Source organism: Methanolobus halotolerans (assembly GCF_004745425.1).
Lineage (GTDB): Archaea > Halobacteriota > Methanosarcinia > Methanosarcinales > Methanosarcinaceae > Methanolobus > Methanolobus halotolerans.
Genome location: NZ_PGGK01000019.1, coordinates 1 through 14,566 on the forward strand (window position 1 = coordinate 1; position 14,566 = coordinate 14,566).

General features: G+C 39.1%; 19 protein-coding genes and 1 tRNA gene. 14 read left to right on the plus strand and 6 right to left on the minus strand.

The window, feature by feature from the left end:
- Nucleotides 1-336 precede the first annotated feature (336 nt).
- The 6 genes from queC (at nucleotide 337) to CUN85_RS11880 (ending at nucleotide 4,764) form a co-directional block, all read left to right on the plus strand.
- Complete coding sequence (gene queC, locus CUN85_RS11855; RefSeq protein WP_135390531.1) at nucleotides 337-1,041, plus strand: 7-cyano-7-deazaguanine synthase QueC; 705 nt, start codon at nucleotides 337-339, stop codon at nucleotides 1,039-1,041.
- A gap of 20 nt (nucleotides 1,042-1,061) precedes the next feature.
- On the plus strand, nucleotides 1,062-1,619 hold the full coding sequence (locus tag CUN85_RS11860; protein ID WP_135390532.1) for a DUF366 family protein: 558 nt from the start codon (nucleotides 1,062-1,064) through the stop codon (nucleotides 1,617-1,619).
- Nucleotides 1,619-2,335, plus strand: a complete 717-nt coding sequence (locus tag CUN85_RS11865) for a 7-carboxy-7-deazaguanine synthase QueE (protein WP_135390533.1) — start codon at nucleotides 1,619-1,621, stop codon at nucleotides 2,333-2,335. Before CUN85_RS11860 ends, CUN85_RS11865 begins: the two co-directional genes overlap by 1 nt.
- On the plus strand, nucleotides 2,335-2,676 hold the full coding sequence (gene queD / locus CUN85_RS11870; RefSeq protein WP_205804451.1) for a 6-carboxytetrahydropterin synthase QueD: 342 nt from the start codon (nucleotides 2,335-2,337) through the stop codon (nucleotides 2,674-2,676). Before CUN85_RS11865 ends, queD begins: the two co-directional genes overlap by 1 nt.
- A gap of 94 nt (nucleotides 2,677-2,770) precedes the next feature.
- Nucleotides 2,771-3,709, plus strand: a complete 939-nt coding sequence (gene nifB / locus CUN85_RS11875; RefSeq protein ID WP_135390534.1) for a nitrogenase cofactor biosynthesis protein NifB — start codon at nucleotides 2,771-2,773, stop codon at nucleotides 3,707-3,709.
- A 77-nt stretch (nucleotides 3,710-3,786) separates the two neighbouring features.
- Nucleotides 3,787-4,764: a methanogenesis marker 2 protein gene (locus CUN85_RS11880; RefSeq protein ID WP_135390535.1), complete on the plus strand. Its 978-nt coding sequence runs from the start codon at nucleotides 3,787-3,789 to the stop codon at nucleotides 4,762-4,764.
- A 37-nt stretch (nucleotides 4,765-4,801) separates the two neighbouring features.
- On the opposite strand, the gene CUN85_RS11885 is transcribed toward CUN85_RS11880, so the two are convergent.
- A complete protein-coding gene (locus CUN85_RS11885; RefSeq protein WP_135390536.1) occupies nucleotides 4,802-5,095 on the minus strand; it encodes a hypothetical protein in 294 nt (97 codons plus the stop codon).
- A gap of 187 nt (nucleotides 5,096-5,282) precedes the next feature.
- Between CUN85_RS11885 and CUN85_RS11890 the strand changes: the two genes are divergently transcribed.
- Together CUN85_RS11890 and CUN85_RS11895 are read left to right on the plus strand one after the other, a co-directional pair.
- On the plus strand, nucleotides 5,283-5,978 hold the full coding sequence (locus tag CUN85_RS11890) for a radical SAM protein (protein WP_135390537.1): 696 nt from the start codon (nucleotides 5,283-5,285) through the stop codon (nucleotides 5,976-5,978).
- Nucleotides 5,979-6,103: 125 nt separating this feature from the next.
- Nucleotides 6,104-7,300, plus strand: a complete 1,197-nt coding sequence (locus CUN85_RS11895) for a hypothetical protein (protein ID WP_167848875.1) — start codon at nucleotides 6,104-6,106, stop codon at nucleotides 7,298-7,300.
- Between the two features lie 175 nt (nucleotides 7,301-7,475).
- Here the strand turns inward: CUN85_RS11895 and CUN85_RS13075 are convergent, their stop codons facing one another.
- Nucleotides 7,476-7,628: a hypothetical protein gene (locus tag CUN85_RS13075; protein WP_167848876.1), complete on the minus strand. Its 153-nt coding sequence runs from the start codon at nucleotides 7,626-7,628 to the stop codon at nucleotides 7,476-7,478.
- 244 nt (nucleotides 7,629-7,872) lie between these two features.
- Between CUN85_RS13075 and CUN85_RS11900 the strand changes: the two genes are divergently transcribed.
- From CUN85_RS11900 to CUN85_RS11925, 6 genes are all read left to right on the plus strand, one after another.
- Complete coding sequence (locus CUN85_RS11900; RefSeq protein WP_135390539.1) at nucleotides 7,873-8,184, plus strand: DUF5611 family protein; 312 nt, start codon at nucleotides 7,873-7,875, stop codon at nucleotides 8,182-8,184.
- Between the two features lie 41 nt (nucleotides 8,185-8,225).
- Nucleotides 8,226-8,732 (plus strand): chorismate--pyruvate lyase family protein, encoded by a 507-nt coding sequence (locus CUN85_RS11905; RefSeq protein WP_135390567.1) that lies wholly within the window; start codon nucleotides 8,226-8,228, stop codon nucleotides 8,730-8,732.
- Nucleotides 8,733-8,816: 84 nt separating this feature from the next.
- Nucleotides 8,817-8,888, plus strand: a tRNA-Thr gene (locus CUN85_RS11910).
- Between the two features lie 317 nt (nucleotides 8,889-9,205).
- A complete protein-coding gene (locus CUN85_RS11915) occupies nucleotides 9,206-9,694 on the plus strand; it encodes a hypothetical protein (RefSeq protein WP_135390540.1) in 489 nt (162 codons plus the stop codon).
- Nucleotides 9,695-9,697: 3 nt separating this feature from the next.
- Nucleotides 9,698-10,993, plus strand: a complete 1,296-nt coding sequence (locus CUN85_RS11920) for a hypothetical protein (protein ID WP_135390541.1) — start codon at nucleotides 9,698-9,700, stop codon at nucleotides 10,991-10,993.
- Nucleotides 10,990-11,940, plus strand: a complete 951-nt coding sequence (locus CUN85_RS11925) for a PD-(D/E)XK nuclease family protein (RefSeq protein WP_135390542.1) — start codon at nucleotides 10,990-10,992, stop codon at nucleotides 11,938-11,940. Before CUN85_RS11920 ends, CUN85_RS11925 begins: the two co-directional genes overlap by 4 nt.
- A 7-nt stretch (nucleotides 11,941-11,947) precedes the next feature.
- Here the strand turns inward: CUN85_RS11925 and CUN85_RS11930 are convergent, their stop codons facing one another.
- The 4 genes from CUN85_RS11930 to CUN85_RS13080 form a co-directional block, all read right to left on the minus strand.
- Nucleotides 11,948-12,766 carry a DNA-methyltransferase gene (locus CUN85_RS11930; protein ID WP_135390543.1) on the minus strand — a complete coding sequence of 273 codons (819 nt, stop codon included), beginning with the start codon at nucleotides 12,764-12,766 and terminating at the stop codon, nucleotides 11,948-11,950.
- Nucleotides 12,760-13,809, minus strand: a complete 1,050-nt coding sequence (locus tag CUN85_RS11935; RefSeq protein ID WP_135390544.1) for a DNA adenine methylase — start codon at nucleotides 13,807-13,809, stop codon at nucleotides 12,760-12,762. The genes CUN85_RS11930 and CUN85_RS11935 overlap by 7 nt, the downstream gene beginning before the upstream one ends.
- Nucleotides 13,810-13,989: 180 nt before the next feature.
- Complete coding sequence (locus tag CUN85_RS11940) at nucleotides 13,990-14,283, minus strand: hypothetical protein (RefSeq protein WP_135390545.1); 294 nt, start codon at nucleotides 14,281-14,283, stop codon at nucleotides 13,990-13,992.
- Complete coding sequence (locus tag CUN85_RS13080; RefSeq protein ID WP_167848877.1) at nucleotides 14,264-14,551, minus strand: hypothetical protein; 288 nt, start codon at nucleotides 14,549-14,551, stop codon at nucleotides 14,264-14,266. Before CUN85_RS13080 ends, CUN85_RS11940 begins: the two co-directional genes overlap by 20 nt.
- Nucleotides 14,552-14,566 lie beyond the last annotated feature (15 nt).

The window sequence follows — 14,566 nt, forward strand, 5'->3', positions numbered from 1 at the left end:
CATAATATTCACAGTCTTCATTAGGACAAGCAACATTAGTGTATTTTGGTTTTGGTCCCCGTTTCCCCATGATGAAAATATGTCTAATTCATATTACATAACATCAACTGAATGATAGTGGATTACCCATTTTCTGGATAAGAGAAATAAAAACTTCCTTATCTTTAATAACTGCCAATCAAATACCCCATTTTTTATTAGTTTATATATTATTTAGTTTATAATTATATATGGTTATCATACTTAAAGCGATGCTTTCTTATAGTAAAAATATATTCTCTGAGTATTATGACAGAATACTATTGTTGATTATCAGTTATACAATGGAGGATTCATATTACTAATGCAATAGCTCTTTTAAGCAGCGGTCTCGACTCTGTTACTGCTATATCGCTTGCGAGGAAGCATACCGATATCAAACTGGCACTGGTGTTCGATTATGGCCAGCGTTCAGCCAAACGTGAGATCGAATGTGCAAAAAGGATAAGCGGACATTTCGGGTTCGAACTCCGGGTAGTGGACCTTGGATGGCTTGCCGGAATAACCACGACCTCTCTTGTAAACAGGGAGGAAGAAGTTCCTGCGATGTCCCTTGAGAAAATCTCCGAAGATGCGGACCCTTCGATAAGCTTCGAATCCGCAAAGAATGTCTGGGTACCTAACCGCAACGGTGTGATGATCAATATTGCCGCCAGCTTTGCCGAAAGCATGGGACTTGACCATGTGATCGTGGGCTTCAACAGGGAAGAAGCTGTTACGTTTCCTGACAATTCCCAGGAGTTCATCAATGCTATGGATGACTCACTGTCCTATTCCACCCTGAACAAGGTCAGGGTAATGTCTCCTCTTCTGGGAATGGATAAAAAGGAGATCGTTGCGAAAGCAATGGCACTAAATGCTCCTCTTGAGTTCAGCTGGAGCTGTTATCACGGTGAAGAGATTCCCTGTGGTACCTGTGAGAGTTGTGTGAGGCGAAAACGAGCCTTTACTGAGGCAGATGTCTCTGACCCGCTATTGGTAAGGCTTGGAGTAATATCCTGATTAACAGTTCTGGTGATTATATGGAATGCATTATTCTTGATAAGTCAATTGATTATGATGGTAGTCAGATATCTTCTCTCTGGGCATATAACCTGGCAGATGTAAAGGCAGATTCCATAATAGCTTTCAGGGGAGCATGTGATGTGAAGATAGAGCATATGATCGATCTTGAGGACAAAAAGCAAGGTGATATCATATTCTCTGAGGATATGCTTCATTTCATCATTGAACACTTCGACTCCACCGATCTGAAACTGGTCTATGCAAGACAGAGGCTGTTCACAGCAATTACCAGCGAGGTCCTGTTGTTCCGATATCCCTTGATCGAACGTATGGGCGACGATCTTTTCATAAAAGGTAAGAAGCTCACTGTGTCCATTGCCAGTACCTCTGCAGTGTCTCAGAAGATCCATCTCGGTATAAACGTGGTCCATGACCATTACGGGAGCCTGAATGAAATGGGGATCACAGGAGATGAGGTTGATAAAGTGCTGCATGAAATAGCAAATTCTTACCACAATGAGATAAATGACATCGAAAAAGATCTTCGGAAATCCAGGCCTCTGGATGTGATCTGATGTATGCTCCCGTAAGCGAGATATTCTGTTCTGTGCAGGGAGAAGGTCCTTACGTTGGTTCCAGACAGGCATTCGTACGTTTCTCAGGATGCAACCTTAGTTGTTCCTATTGTGATACGCCAACCGGGAGCCCGGGAATGAGCCGATTTGAGGAGAAATCCGGGTCCGGGTCTTTCAGCTATCTGGAAAACCCCCTTTCAGGAGATGCTGTTGAAAGGATGGTTGCTTCCTTCGGGAATATACACTCGGTATCACTGACAGGAGGAGAGCCATTGCTGCATGCGGAATTCATTTCCGGACTGAATATATCAAAACCTCTATATCTAGAATCCAATATGACCCTGCCACACATGGCAAAAAAGGTCAGGGACAAATTGTCTTATGTCTCAGGTGATGTCAAGATGATACCTCCGTCTTCTGTTGAGGATTTTGATGACCATATAGAGCGAACGATCGAATGCTTCAGGGTTCTGAAAAATACCAAAAACAGAGACTGTTTCTGCAAGATCGTTATTACAAAAGATACTGATGCAGATGATATCGAAGGTGTTGTGGGGGCGATCTCCGGTTATATTTCCTGCCTGGTGCTGCAACCTGTGTCACAGGCCGAGAGTTTACCAAAACAGGGCTACCTGCTGGACCTTCAGGAAAAACTCCTCGACAATGTCGATACGAAGATAATACCACAGACCCACAGGATGTGGGGGTGCTTATAATGAAAATGAAACTTGGAATAATCGACCATATTGACAGTGCTCACTATCTTCCGGAGCACACTACCTGCGGAATAGTGCACGGTCATACTTACAAAATTGAGATTGTAATTGAGGGAGAGAAGAATACAAATGGGATGGTGATGGACTTCTACGATATAAAAAAGATAGTGAAGGAAGTTCTGAAGGAATACGATCATGTCCTGCTTAACCAGATACTGGAGTATCCGAGTGTTGAGAACCTTTGCGAGCATATGCATGCACGCCTTTCCTCAAGACTTGAGTTCCCGCTGTCCCTGAAGATATGGGAAGGTCAGGGCAAGTGGTGCGAGATATGTCCCTGAGCAAATATTCCCATGGATTACTGATACAAAACTTTATCAATGGTTTATGCTTAAACTGACCTGAATTTGCAGGAGCTGCCAAGGAGTTGTAAATATGGAGAACCAAGACTCAGATACATGTAATATAGAAATTTCCAGGGAAGCGGATATCAAAAGAGTGATAGCGCAACATCCCTGTTATTCCAAAGAAGCCCAGCATAAGTTTGGGAGGATACACCTGGCGGTAGCTCCGAAATGCAATATTCAGTGCAATTATTGTGATCGTAAGTTTGACTGCGTGAATGAGAGCAGACCAGGTGTGACCAGTGAAGTACTGGCCCCGGAGGCTGCTCTTGAGAAGACCAGGCAGGTACTCAAGGAATATCCTTTCATCAAGGTGGTAGGTATTGCAGGCCCCGGTGACCCGCTAGCAAACGATGAGACGTTTGAGACACTGGAACTTATTAAGAATGAGTTCCCTGATGCGACACTTTGTCTAAGTACCAACGGGCTTGCATTGCCCGAGAGGCTGCCGGACCTGTTAAGAACAGGGGTCACTACACTGACGGTAACAATGAACGCAATTGATCCGGAGATCGAAGCTCAGTTGATAAGCCATATTTCCTATAAGGGAAAGGTCTACAGGGGCATTGAGGCAGCTGAGATTCTGATTAAGAACCAGCTGGAAGGCATCAGGCTTGCAGTTGAGGCAGGTCTTGTCGTCAAGATAAATACCGTTCTTGTTCCGGGTATCAATGATAAGCATATTGTCGAGGTCGCCAGGAAGATAAACGAGCTTGGCGTCTTTATCATGAATGTGATGCCACTTATCTGTCAGGCAAAGTTCGCAGACAAGGTAGCGCCAACCCCTGCAGAGTGCAAGGCCATCCAGGATACATGTGCACCTTATGTCCAGCAGATGAGACACTGTCGTCAGTGCAGGTCGGATGCTTTCGGTCTTATCGGCAAGGACCTTTCACAGATGAGTGAAGAGCGCAGGAACATAGTTAAGCTTGACATGAAAAAGAAAATGAGTTCAGATGAGAAGGCATAGGCCTTCCACTGATATTCATTTGAGGTTCTTGTCTGTAGATAATCTATTAATTATATTATCATTGTGCAGGTGTTTTTTTGTATATTGAAGAGCTTGCGGAAAGTATCAGGACCTTTGAAGGAGTAACCCGTAAAAAACCGATATCCGACATCATACGCATCTTTGAGACAGTACGTCCGGAATATGGTGATGCCATAGTGGATTTCGGAGATGATGCTGCAGTAATTGATATCGGAACTGATGATGTCATCCTCTTCGCAGCGGATGCCATATGGGGCAAAATAGTAAATAAAAGTCCCTGGTGGACCGGTTACACATCCGTAGTGGTTAATGTGAACGATATATCAGCCATGGGTGGAAAACCCCTTGCCATGGTGAATGTGATGTCCTCCAGTGACCATAATTCAACCGGGGAAGTGATGAAAGGTATCAGGGACGGGATTAAAAAGTTCGGCGTACCCATGGTCGGAGGGCACATGCATCCAGACACACCTTACAATTCTCTTGCGGTTGCGATAATTGGCATAGCCAAAAAGGACAGTGTTATCAGGAGTGATACTGCAAGGCCGGATGATGTTATCATTGCAGCTTATGATATGGAAGGCAGGGTGGGCCAGAATTCTCCCTACAGCTGGGACACCACATCATTCAAAGAGCCAGCAGTTGTGCGTGAAAGGTTTATGGTCATGCAGGAGATCGGCCAGAAAGGACTTGTGACCGCCGGCAAGGACATAAGTAACCCAGGAACCATCGGCACCCTGGGAATGCTCTGTGAGGTCAGCAGAACAGGAGCATCTGTTGACCTCAGGAAGATACCAAGACCTGATAATGTGGACTTTGAACAATGGCTTAAGATATATCCCGCCACAGGCTATATCCTGACTGCAAAAAAGGAAAAGTCTGCCGAATGCATCGAAGTATTAGAAAAAGCAGGATTAAAGGCTGCAATCATCGGAAAGATCGAAGAGGTCCGCAAACTGGACATCTATGACGACAGTGGCAGAACTACTGTATTCGATCTATCAAAGGATGGAATAACAGGAATTGGTATTTGATCCTGATAATAAGTAAAAAAAGAGCATGGAGCTTTTATCAGTCGCTATTGACCCATGCCTCTAACTCTTCTTTCAGGAACTTTTCGGCGGCCTGTACTACCTCCAGAGTTCCGCGTAATACGATAACTTCTCTTTCATCACATTCCACAATATCGACATTTATTTTCCTTCCTATGGGTTCAAGATCGAACTCCTCCACCATATCATAAATGATGTATGAAGGAGTGCCCGGTGGTATGATCAGATCATAGAGGCCTTCAAGCTCTTTTTCATCGACATTCTCCATGGACTTTGCTTTCTCCAGATCTTCAAGCTGTAACCTTTTTGCCAAATTGATCACCTCATTTTTAGGTTTGATAGTTCGCGCCGGATAAATAGTAATCGCTGTTGGAAACGGAACCTTGAATATATCAAAAGGACCCCATTCTGCTTTTTTTCTGCCGTAAACAAGATCCGTATTGAAAATAATAGATAATAATATCTTTGATGTTATCTTAATATGTACAGGAAGGATTTGAATGAGACTGATTGATCTATCTGATGCCAAGGGACAGATCCGCGTGGAATTTGCAGGGTGCAATATGCGCTGTCCCTATTGTGTGCATATACATCAGCCAATGAAGGAATGGTCCGTTGAGGATATCGTGGATTTTGCAAAAAAATCCACAACTGAAAATGTCTATCTGGGTGGAGCTGAACCAACCCTTCAAAAAGATATCTTGCAACTGATCGAACAACTTAATGACACCGGAAAGAAGATCATTCTAAAATCCAATGGTATGAAGCCTGATGTACTGGAGAGTGCACTGCCCTTTGTTGAGGGTTCTGTGCTTGAGATCAAGGCCCCTCTTGATGATATCCAGGCCATAATGGAACTGACAGGAATGTCCGGGGAACGCACTCAAAAGTATGTTGACCTTCTGCACCGATCACTTGAGATCACGCGACAGAAGTGGCTCAGGATATGGATAAGGGTAATACCCGAGTATGTGAATACTGATACAATGCCACGTATTCTGCCTGAGCTTGAAGGTGCTTCAGAGGTCATGCTTTACCAGTTCATGAGCAATCCGGAGTTCGACCTTCCATTCAAAGGCCATGAAGAGCCTACACCTTCATGGGGTGATCTCAAGGAACTGGGGAGGATGGTGCTTCAGAAGGTGCCACAGGTAAGGCTTGTCGGGGACAGAGGAAAGATGGTCTTGAAAAGATGACATAACGGCCTTAATACAGAAACCATTTTCAGAAGCTATAGTTCCAAAGCAATAAAAGTACACAAGCCTCTTATTATACTAGCAATCCGGATATAAGGATGGATTGTATTCTAGGGGGGTTAGAATTGAAACTCAGGCAAAGTGTAATGATATGCTTTATAGTTGCTTCGTTCCTGATGCTGGCAGGCAATGTTGCCGCACAGCCAGCTCAGGGGAATGAAACGCAACTAACCACAAATGAATCAAGACAGTACTTCCCTGTCATTAATGATGATAAGGTAGTATGGATGGATAACCGTAATGATAACTGGGATATCTTCATGTACAATATCTCTGCGGAAGAGGAAATGCAGATAACATCAAATGAATCAAGACAGTATTATCCTGCAGTATACGGTGACAATATAGTATGGATGGATGACCGTGAAGGTAACTGGGACATCTTCATGTATAATCTGACATCGGAAGAGGAGATGCAGATCACCACTAACGAGTTGAGGCAGTATTTCCCGGCAATTTACGATGACAAGATCGTATGGCAGGACAGCCGCAACGGTAACTGGGATATATACATGTACAATATCACATCAGAGGAAGAGACCCAGATAACCACAAATGAATCGAACCAGAGAAACCCGGCCATCTATAACGACACCATCGTATGGGAAGACAGTCGTAACGATAACCGTGATATCTTCATGTACAACATCACCTCAGAAGAAGAGACACAGTTGACCACAAACGAGTCACATGAGCGGGTCCCGGCCATTTATAATGATACAGTGGTCTGGATAGGTGAAGGTAACGACAGCAGACAGGTCTACATGTATAATATCACCTCAGAAGAAGAGATGCAGGTAACAGATAACGATTCGATAAAGTGGTCTCCCGCAGTTGCTGAAGATAAGATTGTATGGATGGATTACCGTAACGATAACTGGGATATCTTCATGTACAACATTACTTCAGAAGAAGAGATGCAGGTAACCGAGAATGAAACAGCTCAGAGGAATCCTTCAATATCGAATGATACAGCCGTATGGATGGGGACCAATGAAGAGAATAACTGGGATATTTATATGTTCACCTTCAATGTGACCGAAGAGACAGATACGAATGCAACTCAACAGATGAACGAAACTGAAGAGACGGATATGAACGAAACTCAGCAGGTCAACGATACTGAAGAGACGGATATGAACGAAACTCAGCAGGTCAACGATACTGAAGAGACGGATATGAACGAAACTCAGCAGGTCAACGATACTGAAGAGACAGATACGAACGCAACTCAGCAGGTGAACGAAACTGAAGAAATGTGATAACGTTCTAAACTAACACGTTGCAACACAGGGAAAATGCCATTTCTGCATTTTCTTGTATTTTTTTGTGATATCGGTGCTGCTAAGGCTACTGTTCTTTTGTTTAGTTAATCCTACTTCTCATGAAGACTCTTCGTCGACAGCTCCTCTGTTATCAAAAAATATTCTGCCTTGCTCAGTGATACGAGATATTCGTCATACAAAGATTCAGGTCTGCAATCAACACAGTTCTTGACTGCAACAGTTCGAAAAGCACGACTCCTACAAGTCGGTAATAGAAAAGGAAACGACTAAGTTTGAAGGCGTAGAGTTTCGTCCAGTTACGCAACGTGGAAAGATATGTTGTAGTCAGATATAGACATCGAGGGCCTTGTCGTATCCCTGATGACATCCCATGTGCAAGGCCGTGAATTGCTGGAAGATGGCCTTATCCACACTATCAAGGATCGGGGGCTGCAACGGTTGGTGAAGTTACAATTGTTTATGTGTTCTGTTGTCCTATCTCATAGTATCTTACTTCAGATCTACCGGTAAATTTATTCGCTTTAAGACTATTGTATATCCTGATTGAAATGCAAGAATACAAGTTAAAGCGTGGTTATACAGCTGACATGGATCGGATATACGAATGCCTGAATGAGTCCTTCTCAAGCGAGGTCAAAAAGGAAGGTGACAAGTTTGTTACATCTTATGGAATCCTCTCCAGCCTGACAGTATGGATAGAAGGTAAAAAACTGGCTGTTGATACGGTGTCCGATACTTCCGTAACGGACGATGAACTTATTCTGGACACTAATAAGCGTTTCAGGGATTTCCTTTACAAGGCTACAGGATACACTGCCAAGGAGCGCCTGAAACAGGCAAAGAAGAAAGTTTCCAAGTAAGTTATTTCTTTATTTGACCAGAATCCGGGATTTTGTTAAAAATGGATTTTATTGAAAAACTGAAGAGCTTTGATATCCCTACATGTCTCAGGGTGTGTGCAGGAACCGACGGCTCGGTGACCTTCCTGCTGGAGATAATGACCAAGCATACGACCGCGGTTGTGACGGAGTATCAGACTATAATCCCTGCTGATGAGATGATGGCAGAGATATTCGGCGTGGAGGTCGGCGCGGATATCAACGATCGCGTTGTCACGCTCATGGCCGGGGATACCCCTTACGTGTACGCCCGCTCCCTATCTTCTATAGATAAGATGCCCGATTCTGTACGCTGTGATATGATGAAAGCCGATATCCCCATTGGGAGAATACTTCGTGATAACAGCATAGAAACACGCAGGGACTTCGAGGACATTGAGCTAAGTGATCACAAACCTGTTTTCGGCGCAGATATGGTTCTCTCCCGCTCATATCGCATAGTACACCATAATAGCGTCCTGATGTGGATCAATGAGAGATTCCCGGTGGATTCCCGGTGGGAGCTGTAAATTTATATAAACCCCTGCCTCCTGACCGAAACATTATTAATTGATTCCGCATATTATGTGCCAGCGCCCCAATATTGATTCTGTGCCTCGGTGGCTTAGGGGTATAGCGCGTCCTTGGTAAGGACGAGGTCGCGGGTTCAAATCCCGCCCGAGGCTTCTAAATTTTTGTTCAAAGCCTTTTTTAGATATTGCTTTTACATAATTTGTTTTTTGAAACAAAGTAAATTAATAAAACCTAATCCTTTCGAGTTTTCCTTTTAGTTATTTCTTTACCACATTACCAATTAATTTATTTTTGATGCAGTAAGCAATTTTAAGAGTTGTGCACGTGCACATTATAGAGGTTAAACTTATTCTGAAACAATCTACTAACAAGTATCATTAAAAATTTATAAAATAAAATAATAATTTTGAATATCTAAACCTCTTTTGGAAAAAACTTATAAAGGATTTATTCCTAACTTGCTACAGATTTGATGAATAGTTATTATGCAAAATGTATCCCAAAAACATTTGATTTATGCAAAGAAGAGTTTCCTGAAATTGTTACAGTGTATAGAAGCGGAGATATTACAAGTGAACATAAATCAAAAATGGAAGCTTATGTTCCTGAAGGCAAAGCAGATGATATTCCAAGATCTTTTGTTCTTACGTTTTCTAAAAAATGCCGTATAAAGTATAGGGAAAATATATTTTATTATATCCCTTATAAACAAAGGCACATTGTTTTTAAGTATATAATTGAGACACCTGATCAACTTAGGTGGATTATTCATCCAATTTCAAAAAGTGCGGACATCAGAAGAAAATATGCAGAATTAGGTCGGCAGCTTTCTATTTTAGAAAGTGAAAACATTGATGTTGCAGGTGTTATCATACTTACAAGCGAAAAAATTCTGAAACGTTTGCATACAATTGAATGGCCGCAAAATACTTTTTTTTCATATTACAAGGAGGATTGAAAAATGGCAAATATAATTAATCGTGCAGAATATGGAAACCTTGGTTGTTTATGGGGCGTGTTCAAATCACGTTTTACAAGTTCAGGAGATGAAATTAAACCAATGGATTTGAAATGTTCTCCTGAATACGGCATAAATCCTATAGATGTTTGCCCTGGGAGGCAGGAACTTCCCGAACATATTGCCAAACACTTAGGAAGAACTCATTATTGTCCTTTTTTAAAAACAAGAACAGACGAAAGAATATGTCAATGGGTTCATGCAATTGGAGACAATGATTCGCAGAAATCAAAACCTGTAGGGCAAACTTGCATAGCTATGAACATTTTCGGATTATGTGATTTAATTACACAATCAAATGGAATTCTAAAGAAGATAAAATGGACTGCAGAAGCTGAAGATATTTTGAATTTGTCTTGGGGCAGTTCAGAGTTGAATGAATATCTAACTAAAAAAATCTTAAGCTATGGTCCGGTTGTCAATTTGATACATAATCTCCATAAATCTACTTCTATGTTAATTAGAAATACAGATCTCTATCAAGTATTAAGCATTTTGCCAACAAATGAGCCCGTCGAAACAATTTGTCAAAATGGAACAATAACAAGAGTACAAACATGGGATGGGAATACTTCTAATGATGCAGTAACTAGATCTACTACAGCACTGTTGATGCTTTGTGCAAGCGCAAATTTAGTAAAACCAGTTGGTTATCCAACAGATTATGATCTTACGCCTTTTAGATATTCTAATTGGTTAACTGAAAGAGCTTTAGATAACAAAAAACATTTCCCAAGGAAATGGTCCATTAATAAATCACAAATAGAGCAAATTGTTTCTAATGGACTTGACTTATCAAATGGAATTACATATGAACATTTTATTCCAAAAGCAACGGATAGAAACTTAGGCAACAGATGCCGTTGTTGTAAAGAAAATGTAATTAACAATGCCAGAATACAATTTGGGAATAAATCAAAAAACCGGAAACTTCTTTTAATTGAAGCTCTCCGAAAAGCAAATGAAACAAATACAATGATTTCACTCAGTAAACTAGCAGAAGTTTCTCTTCAAGATGAGCAATTTTATATTTCTAAAGATTCACAATATGAGACAATTCTAAACATTGAGAGATTTAATGTTGCTTTGTATGGGTACATTAACACTCTTGAAAATGATTATCTTACTCCAACTATAAATGTTTTGTCGAATAATGCCATTTGTGCCCCATCATTTGTAAAATTAAGGATAGAAGAATTATTAAACAATGATGAAATATTTGTGGAGAGGCTATATTGAAAACTTTTTGCGAAAATAGTATTAGGATGCCATCTGGGGCCACATTAGACCATTTTTTGAAGGCAGTTAGTAATGAAACTACATTAAATAGAGAATTTATTGAAATATGTACTCCCAATAGTCATGCATTAAAAGGAGCTAATATTGGTGATATTGACAATAAATTATGTTTTGGATGTTTAAATTGTATAGATGTTGAAGAAATAAATTACCTGACCGTACAAGGATCCCCTTCTCAATTTAAAACCAATATAAGTCTACAGAATACTTGCAATAAGCTGTTTCAAGGAAAGTATACGCGGTTTGGACCTGCAGCTGATAAATTAGCAAACCATTCTATGCAGAAAGAAACGGAAATTTCTAATCCATTAGGTACATTAATTATATGGAACTTATCTCGTGACCCTACAAGGACATTTTTTTGCTCATCACCAAGCGGGGAACTCTCCATAAATACATCTAATCACTTGGATTCTCGCGAGGGTCATCTCGATATTACGATTTGTTCCCCACAAGATAAAATAGTATGTGTTTTAGAAGGTAAAGCTTCTGTTGCTGCAATGTTGAGAGATATTTCTCGTGACCAATGGGACAGGTATAAATCTCAGCTGGAAAAGGAATCTAAAGAAAACAACTATACTTTGATCTTTTCATACTTAGTTGGAGGAAATGAAATAGGCCTATATCCAGAAAATAGTGATGCTCCACACAGTACGAGAAGACTTGAGTTATATAAGTATATAGAAGAAAAAAATTTAAGATTTATTTCCATTGAAGCATTAAGATCTTTAAGGGCTTACCAATTATCTATTTCTAAAGAATGGAATTGGGAAACTTGGTTCCCAAAGTTATTCGCAGACAATAGATTTATAGGTTTACTTGCAGGTGGGATTGTAACCAAGGAAAATGATGTTTATTCCTTGCGAAAAGCTCCTTGGTGTAAATAATTTTAAATCAAAAAGATTCAATATTTGTTTGAGCAAGCCTTTCTTTAGCAATTTGGATATATTCAGGATTTACTTCATACCCAACAGCATTCCTACCTAATTTTTTTGCTGCCACTGCCGTAGTACCACTACCTATAAAAGGATCTAATACTGTATCCCCAACAAAACTATATAGTTTAATAAGCCTTCGAGGTAATTCTTCTGGAAATGGAGCAGGGTGACCAATGAATTTTGCTTTTTCAGGTTGCATTTCCCAAATTGAATTTATAGCCCAATTTTGCCATTCTTCTGTTGTTATCTTTGATTTCTTTTTTAAGTCCTTATCAAACTTTCTTTTTCCTTTTTTTGCAAATACAACAATCCATTCATAAGGCATTGTAGAAAATATATTTGGAGGATAGGGGTAGGAACCAAATGAACTAAATCTTGCAATTTTACGTTTATCCCATATATAAAGAGAATGTAAATACATTTCCTCTGTCGAATTCATATAGTTTTCAATATCATTTATAACCGTTCTTGTTACTCGGCGATTAAAGTGTGTTTCTTTGCCAGAAAGAAATATTGGCATAATATTAATACAAATTTTACCATCTGGACATAAGGTTCTAATACACTCCTTCCATACTTTGTTAAGACTACTTATGTATTCATCATAGTTTTCTGGATTACCAAGTTGGTTTTCATGATTATCATTTTCATTATAATTTTTCAAATCATAATAAGGAGGACTAGTTATTATTAAATGAATAGATTCGTCTTCTATTTCTGACATTTTTCTTGAATCTGTACAAAATAGTTTAGTCTCTGTTTTAGTAGCTACCATTCTGACTTATCCCATACAACAATTTGTTCTTTTCTTGTAGTATTGTTAATTTTGTCCCATATTTTGCTTGCTGTACCAGTATACTCTCTTTCTAATATATATGATGGCTTTTCATCAATAATTTCTTCGAAAAAATCCCCGCCATTGATAATCTTTTTTCCTCTTTTCTTGTTACCTACGACAAAAACAATAATAGCATCTGGAGCAGTTACTTTTTTAATTTCATCGAAACAAGATTTCATGTCTTTCTCGTAACTTTTATAATTTTGGATCAAATTCTTTTTTATGGTTAGATAATCATTTTCAAATATATTGTGAATTATCCTAGTATAGTTAGAGGTATAATCTAATGCATCAAAATAGGGTGGACTGGTATATACATAATTAACAGAACCCTTTTCAACATATTCACTAATTTTTCTTGTATCTCCTTGTATGACTAAAGAGCCATTTGAACTAATTGGAAAATTATGTTTTTTAAGTTTCATCTTGAATTTAGAATGAAAATCAATATTTTTTTTTTCATCTGATATTGAACCGATTTGAGTGGAACTCCATTTATAGTTATTACAGCCTCTAGCAGCTAAACAGATAGCACCTAAAAAGCAACCTTTTTCATAATCAGAAAAAACATCATAGTGTTCCTTAAGATGCATTATTTGATTGGCTGTGTTATCATGGAAGTATTTAGAAGCATTTTCTGGCATTTGAATAAAGGAAGATAAATCAATTTTTTCGACAATGTTATTGATTTTTTCCAGAGATGAATCAATATCAACATGAGCTAATTTTGCTTTTGAGATTTGAGTGGCAATTGGATTATTATCTACACCTATCACATTCATTCCATGCCTTTTGGCTTCGTATATGATAGTTCCTGAACCACAAAAAGGGTCCAATAATATACCCGTCTTAGGAAATTGTGAAATTAATTGTTTAGCATCAACTGCAGATATTTTTCCCCTATAAGGATAAATACCATGTATTGATTTAGGGTTAACGACATTATCCAATTTTTTGAAACTGAGTTTTTTGTAAGCCATCGTGTTCGAATAATAACAAGTTTATTGTTATTTATTTTTATTGTATATACATTAGAAGCTAATTACTTCTGATTTTTGAAACCATACGTTAAGAATACATTTCATGTAAGTATGAAAATAATAAAATATTAGAGGAGTACAATTATGGGAGACACGTCAGAAGTATCTTAAAAACTAGTATCATCTTTTATAACAGGCTATTTTAGGGTATGATGCAAGCTCTTTCTTTACAAAATCAATGAGTTCCTCATCCATTTTTGCAGTTTCCATACGCTGTAGACATTCTTTTAATTCACTTGCTGGAGGAATTACATTAATGCTTGAGATAGTATTAGGAAAATCATTTCTTGCTTTTTTAGCCTCTACAAGATAATCCTCATACCTCTCAAATTGAGAAGAAAGAAAGATATTTCTTCCTCTACATTTTCCTTTTTCAAGTCGAGATAATCTTTTCTTAAGTGCTGCAATTGTCATTCAATGTTACCTCCAGGTTTTCTAAACGTTTTTTTATATCATCTAACTCAGTATCCTTTAGAATGGAATTGTGAGCTTGTATGGCGCTTACAAGTACACGAAGGTATTGGAGTTTGATTGAATCTCCTTCAGTAGGCCTGAAACGCTTAGATTTTATCCTAGACAATATTTCTTTAATCATCTTACTAGAAACATCAAGCAAATGTTGTCGGGATAAGATTTCTGACGGATTTTTATTGATATTGCTTGTGATATTGGCATTTGACATATTTAAGTCTCCGGC

What these genes read in the sequence shown, in the direction of transcription:
- CUN85_RS11860 (WP_135390532.1), top strand. Translation starts at nt 1,062, where the DNA reads ATGGAATGCATTATTCTTGATAAGTCAATTGATTATGATGGTAGTCAG.
- CUN85_RS11865 (WP_135390533.1), top strand. Translation starts at nt 1,619, where the DNA reads ATGTATGCTCCCGTAAGCGAGATATTCTGTTCTGTGCAGGGAGAAGGT.
- queD (WP_205804451.1), top strand. Translation starts at nt 2,335, where the DNA reads ATGAAAATGAAACTTGGAATAATCGACCATATTGACAGTGCTCACTAT.
- nifB (WP_135390534.1), top strand. Translation starts at nt 2,771, where the DNA reads ATGGAGAACCAAGACTCAGATACATGTAATATAGAAATTTCCAGGGAA.
- CUN85_RS11890 (WP_135390537.1), top strand. Translation starts at nt 5,283, where the DNA reads ATGAGACTGATTGATCTATCTGATGCCAAGGGACAGATCCGCGTGGAA.
- CUN85_RS11900 (WP_135390539.1), top strand. Translation starts at nt 7,873, where the DNA reads ATGCAAGAATACAAGTTAAAGCGTGGTTATACAGCTGACATGGATCGG.
- CUN85_RS11905 (WP_135390567.1), top strand. Translation starts at nt 8,226, where the DNA reads ATGGATTTTATTGAAAAACTGAAGAGCTTTGATATCCCTACATGTCTC.
- CUN85_RS11920 (WP_135390541.1), top strand. Translation starts at nt 9,698, where the DNA reads ATGGCAAATATAATTAATCGTGCAGAATATGGAAACCTTGGTTGTTTA.
- CUN85_RS11930 (WP_135390543.1), bottom strand. Translation starts at nt 12,766, where the DNA reads ATGGTAGCTACTAAAACAGAGACTAAACTATTTTGTACAGATTCAAGA.
- CUN85_RS11935 (WP_135390544.1), bottom strand. Translation starts at nt 13,809, where the DNA reads ATGGCTTACAAAAAACTCAGTTTCAAAAAATTGGATAATGTCGTTAAC.
- CUN85_RS11940 (WP_135390545.1), bottom strand. Translation starts at nt 14,283, where the DNA reads ATGACAATTGCAGCACTTAAGAAAAGATTATCTCGACTTGAAAAAGGA.
- CUN85_RS13080 (WP_167848877.1), bottom strand. Translation starts at nt 14,551, where the DNA reads ATGTCAAATGCCAATATCACAAGCAATATCAATAAAAATCCGTCAGAA.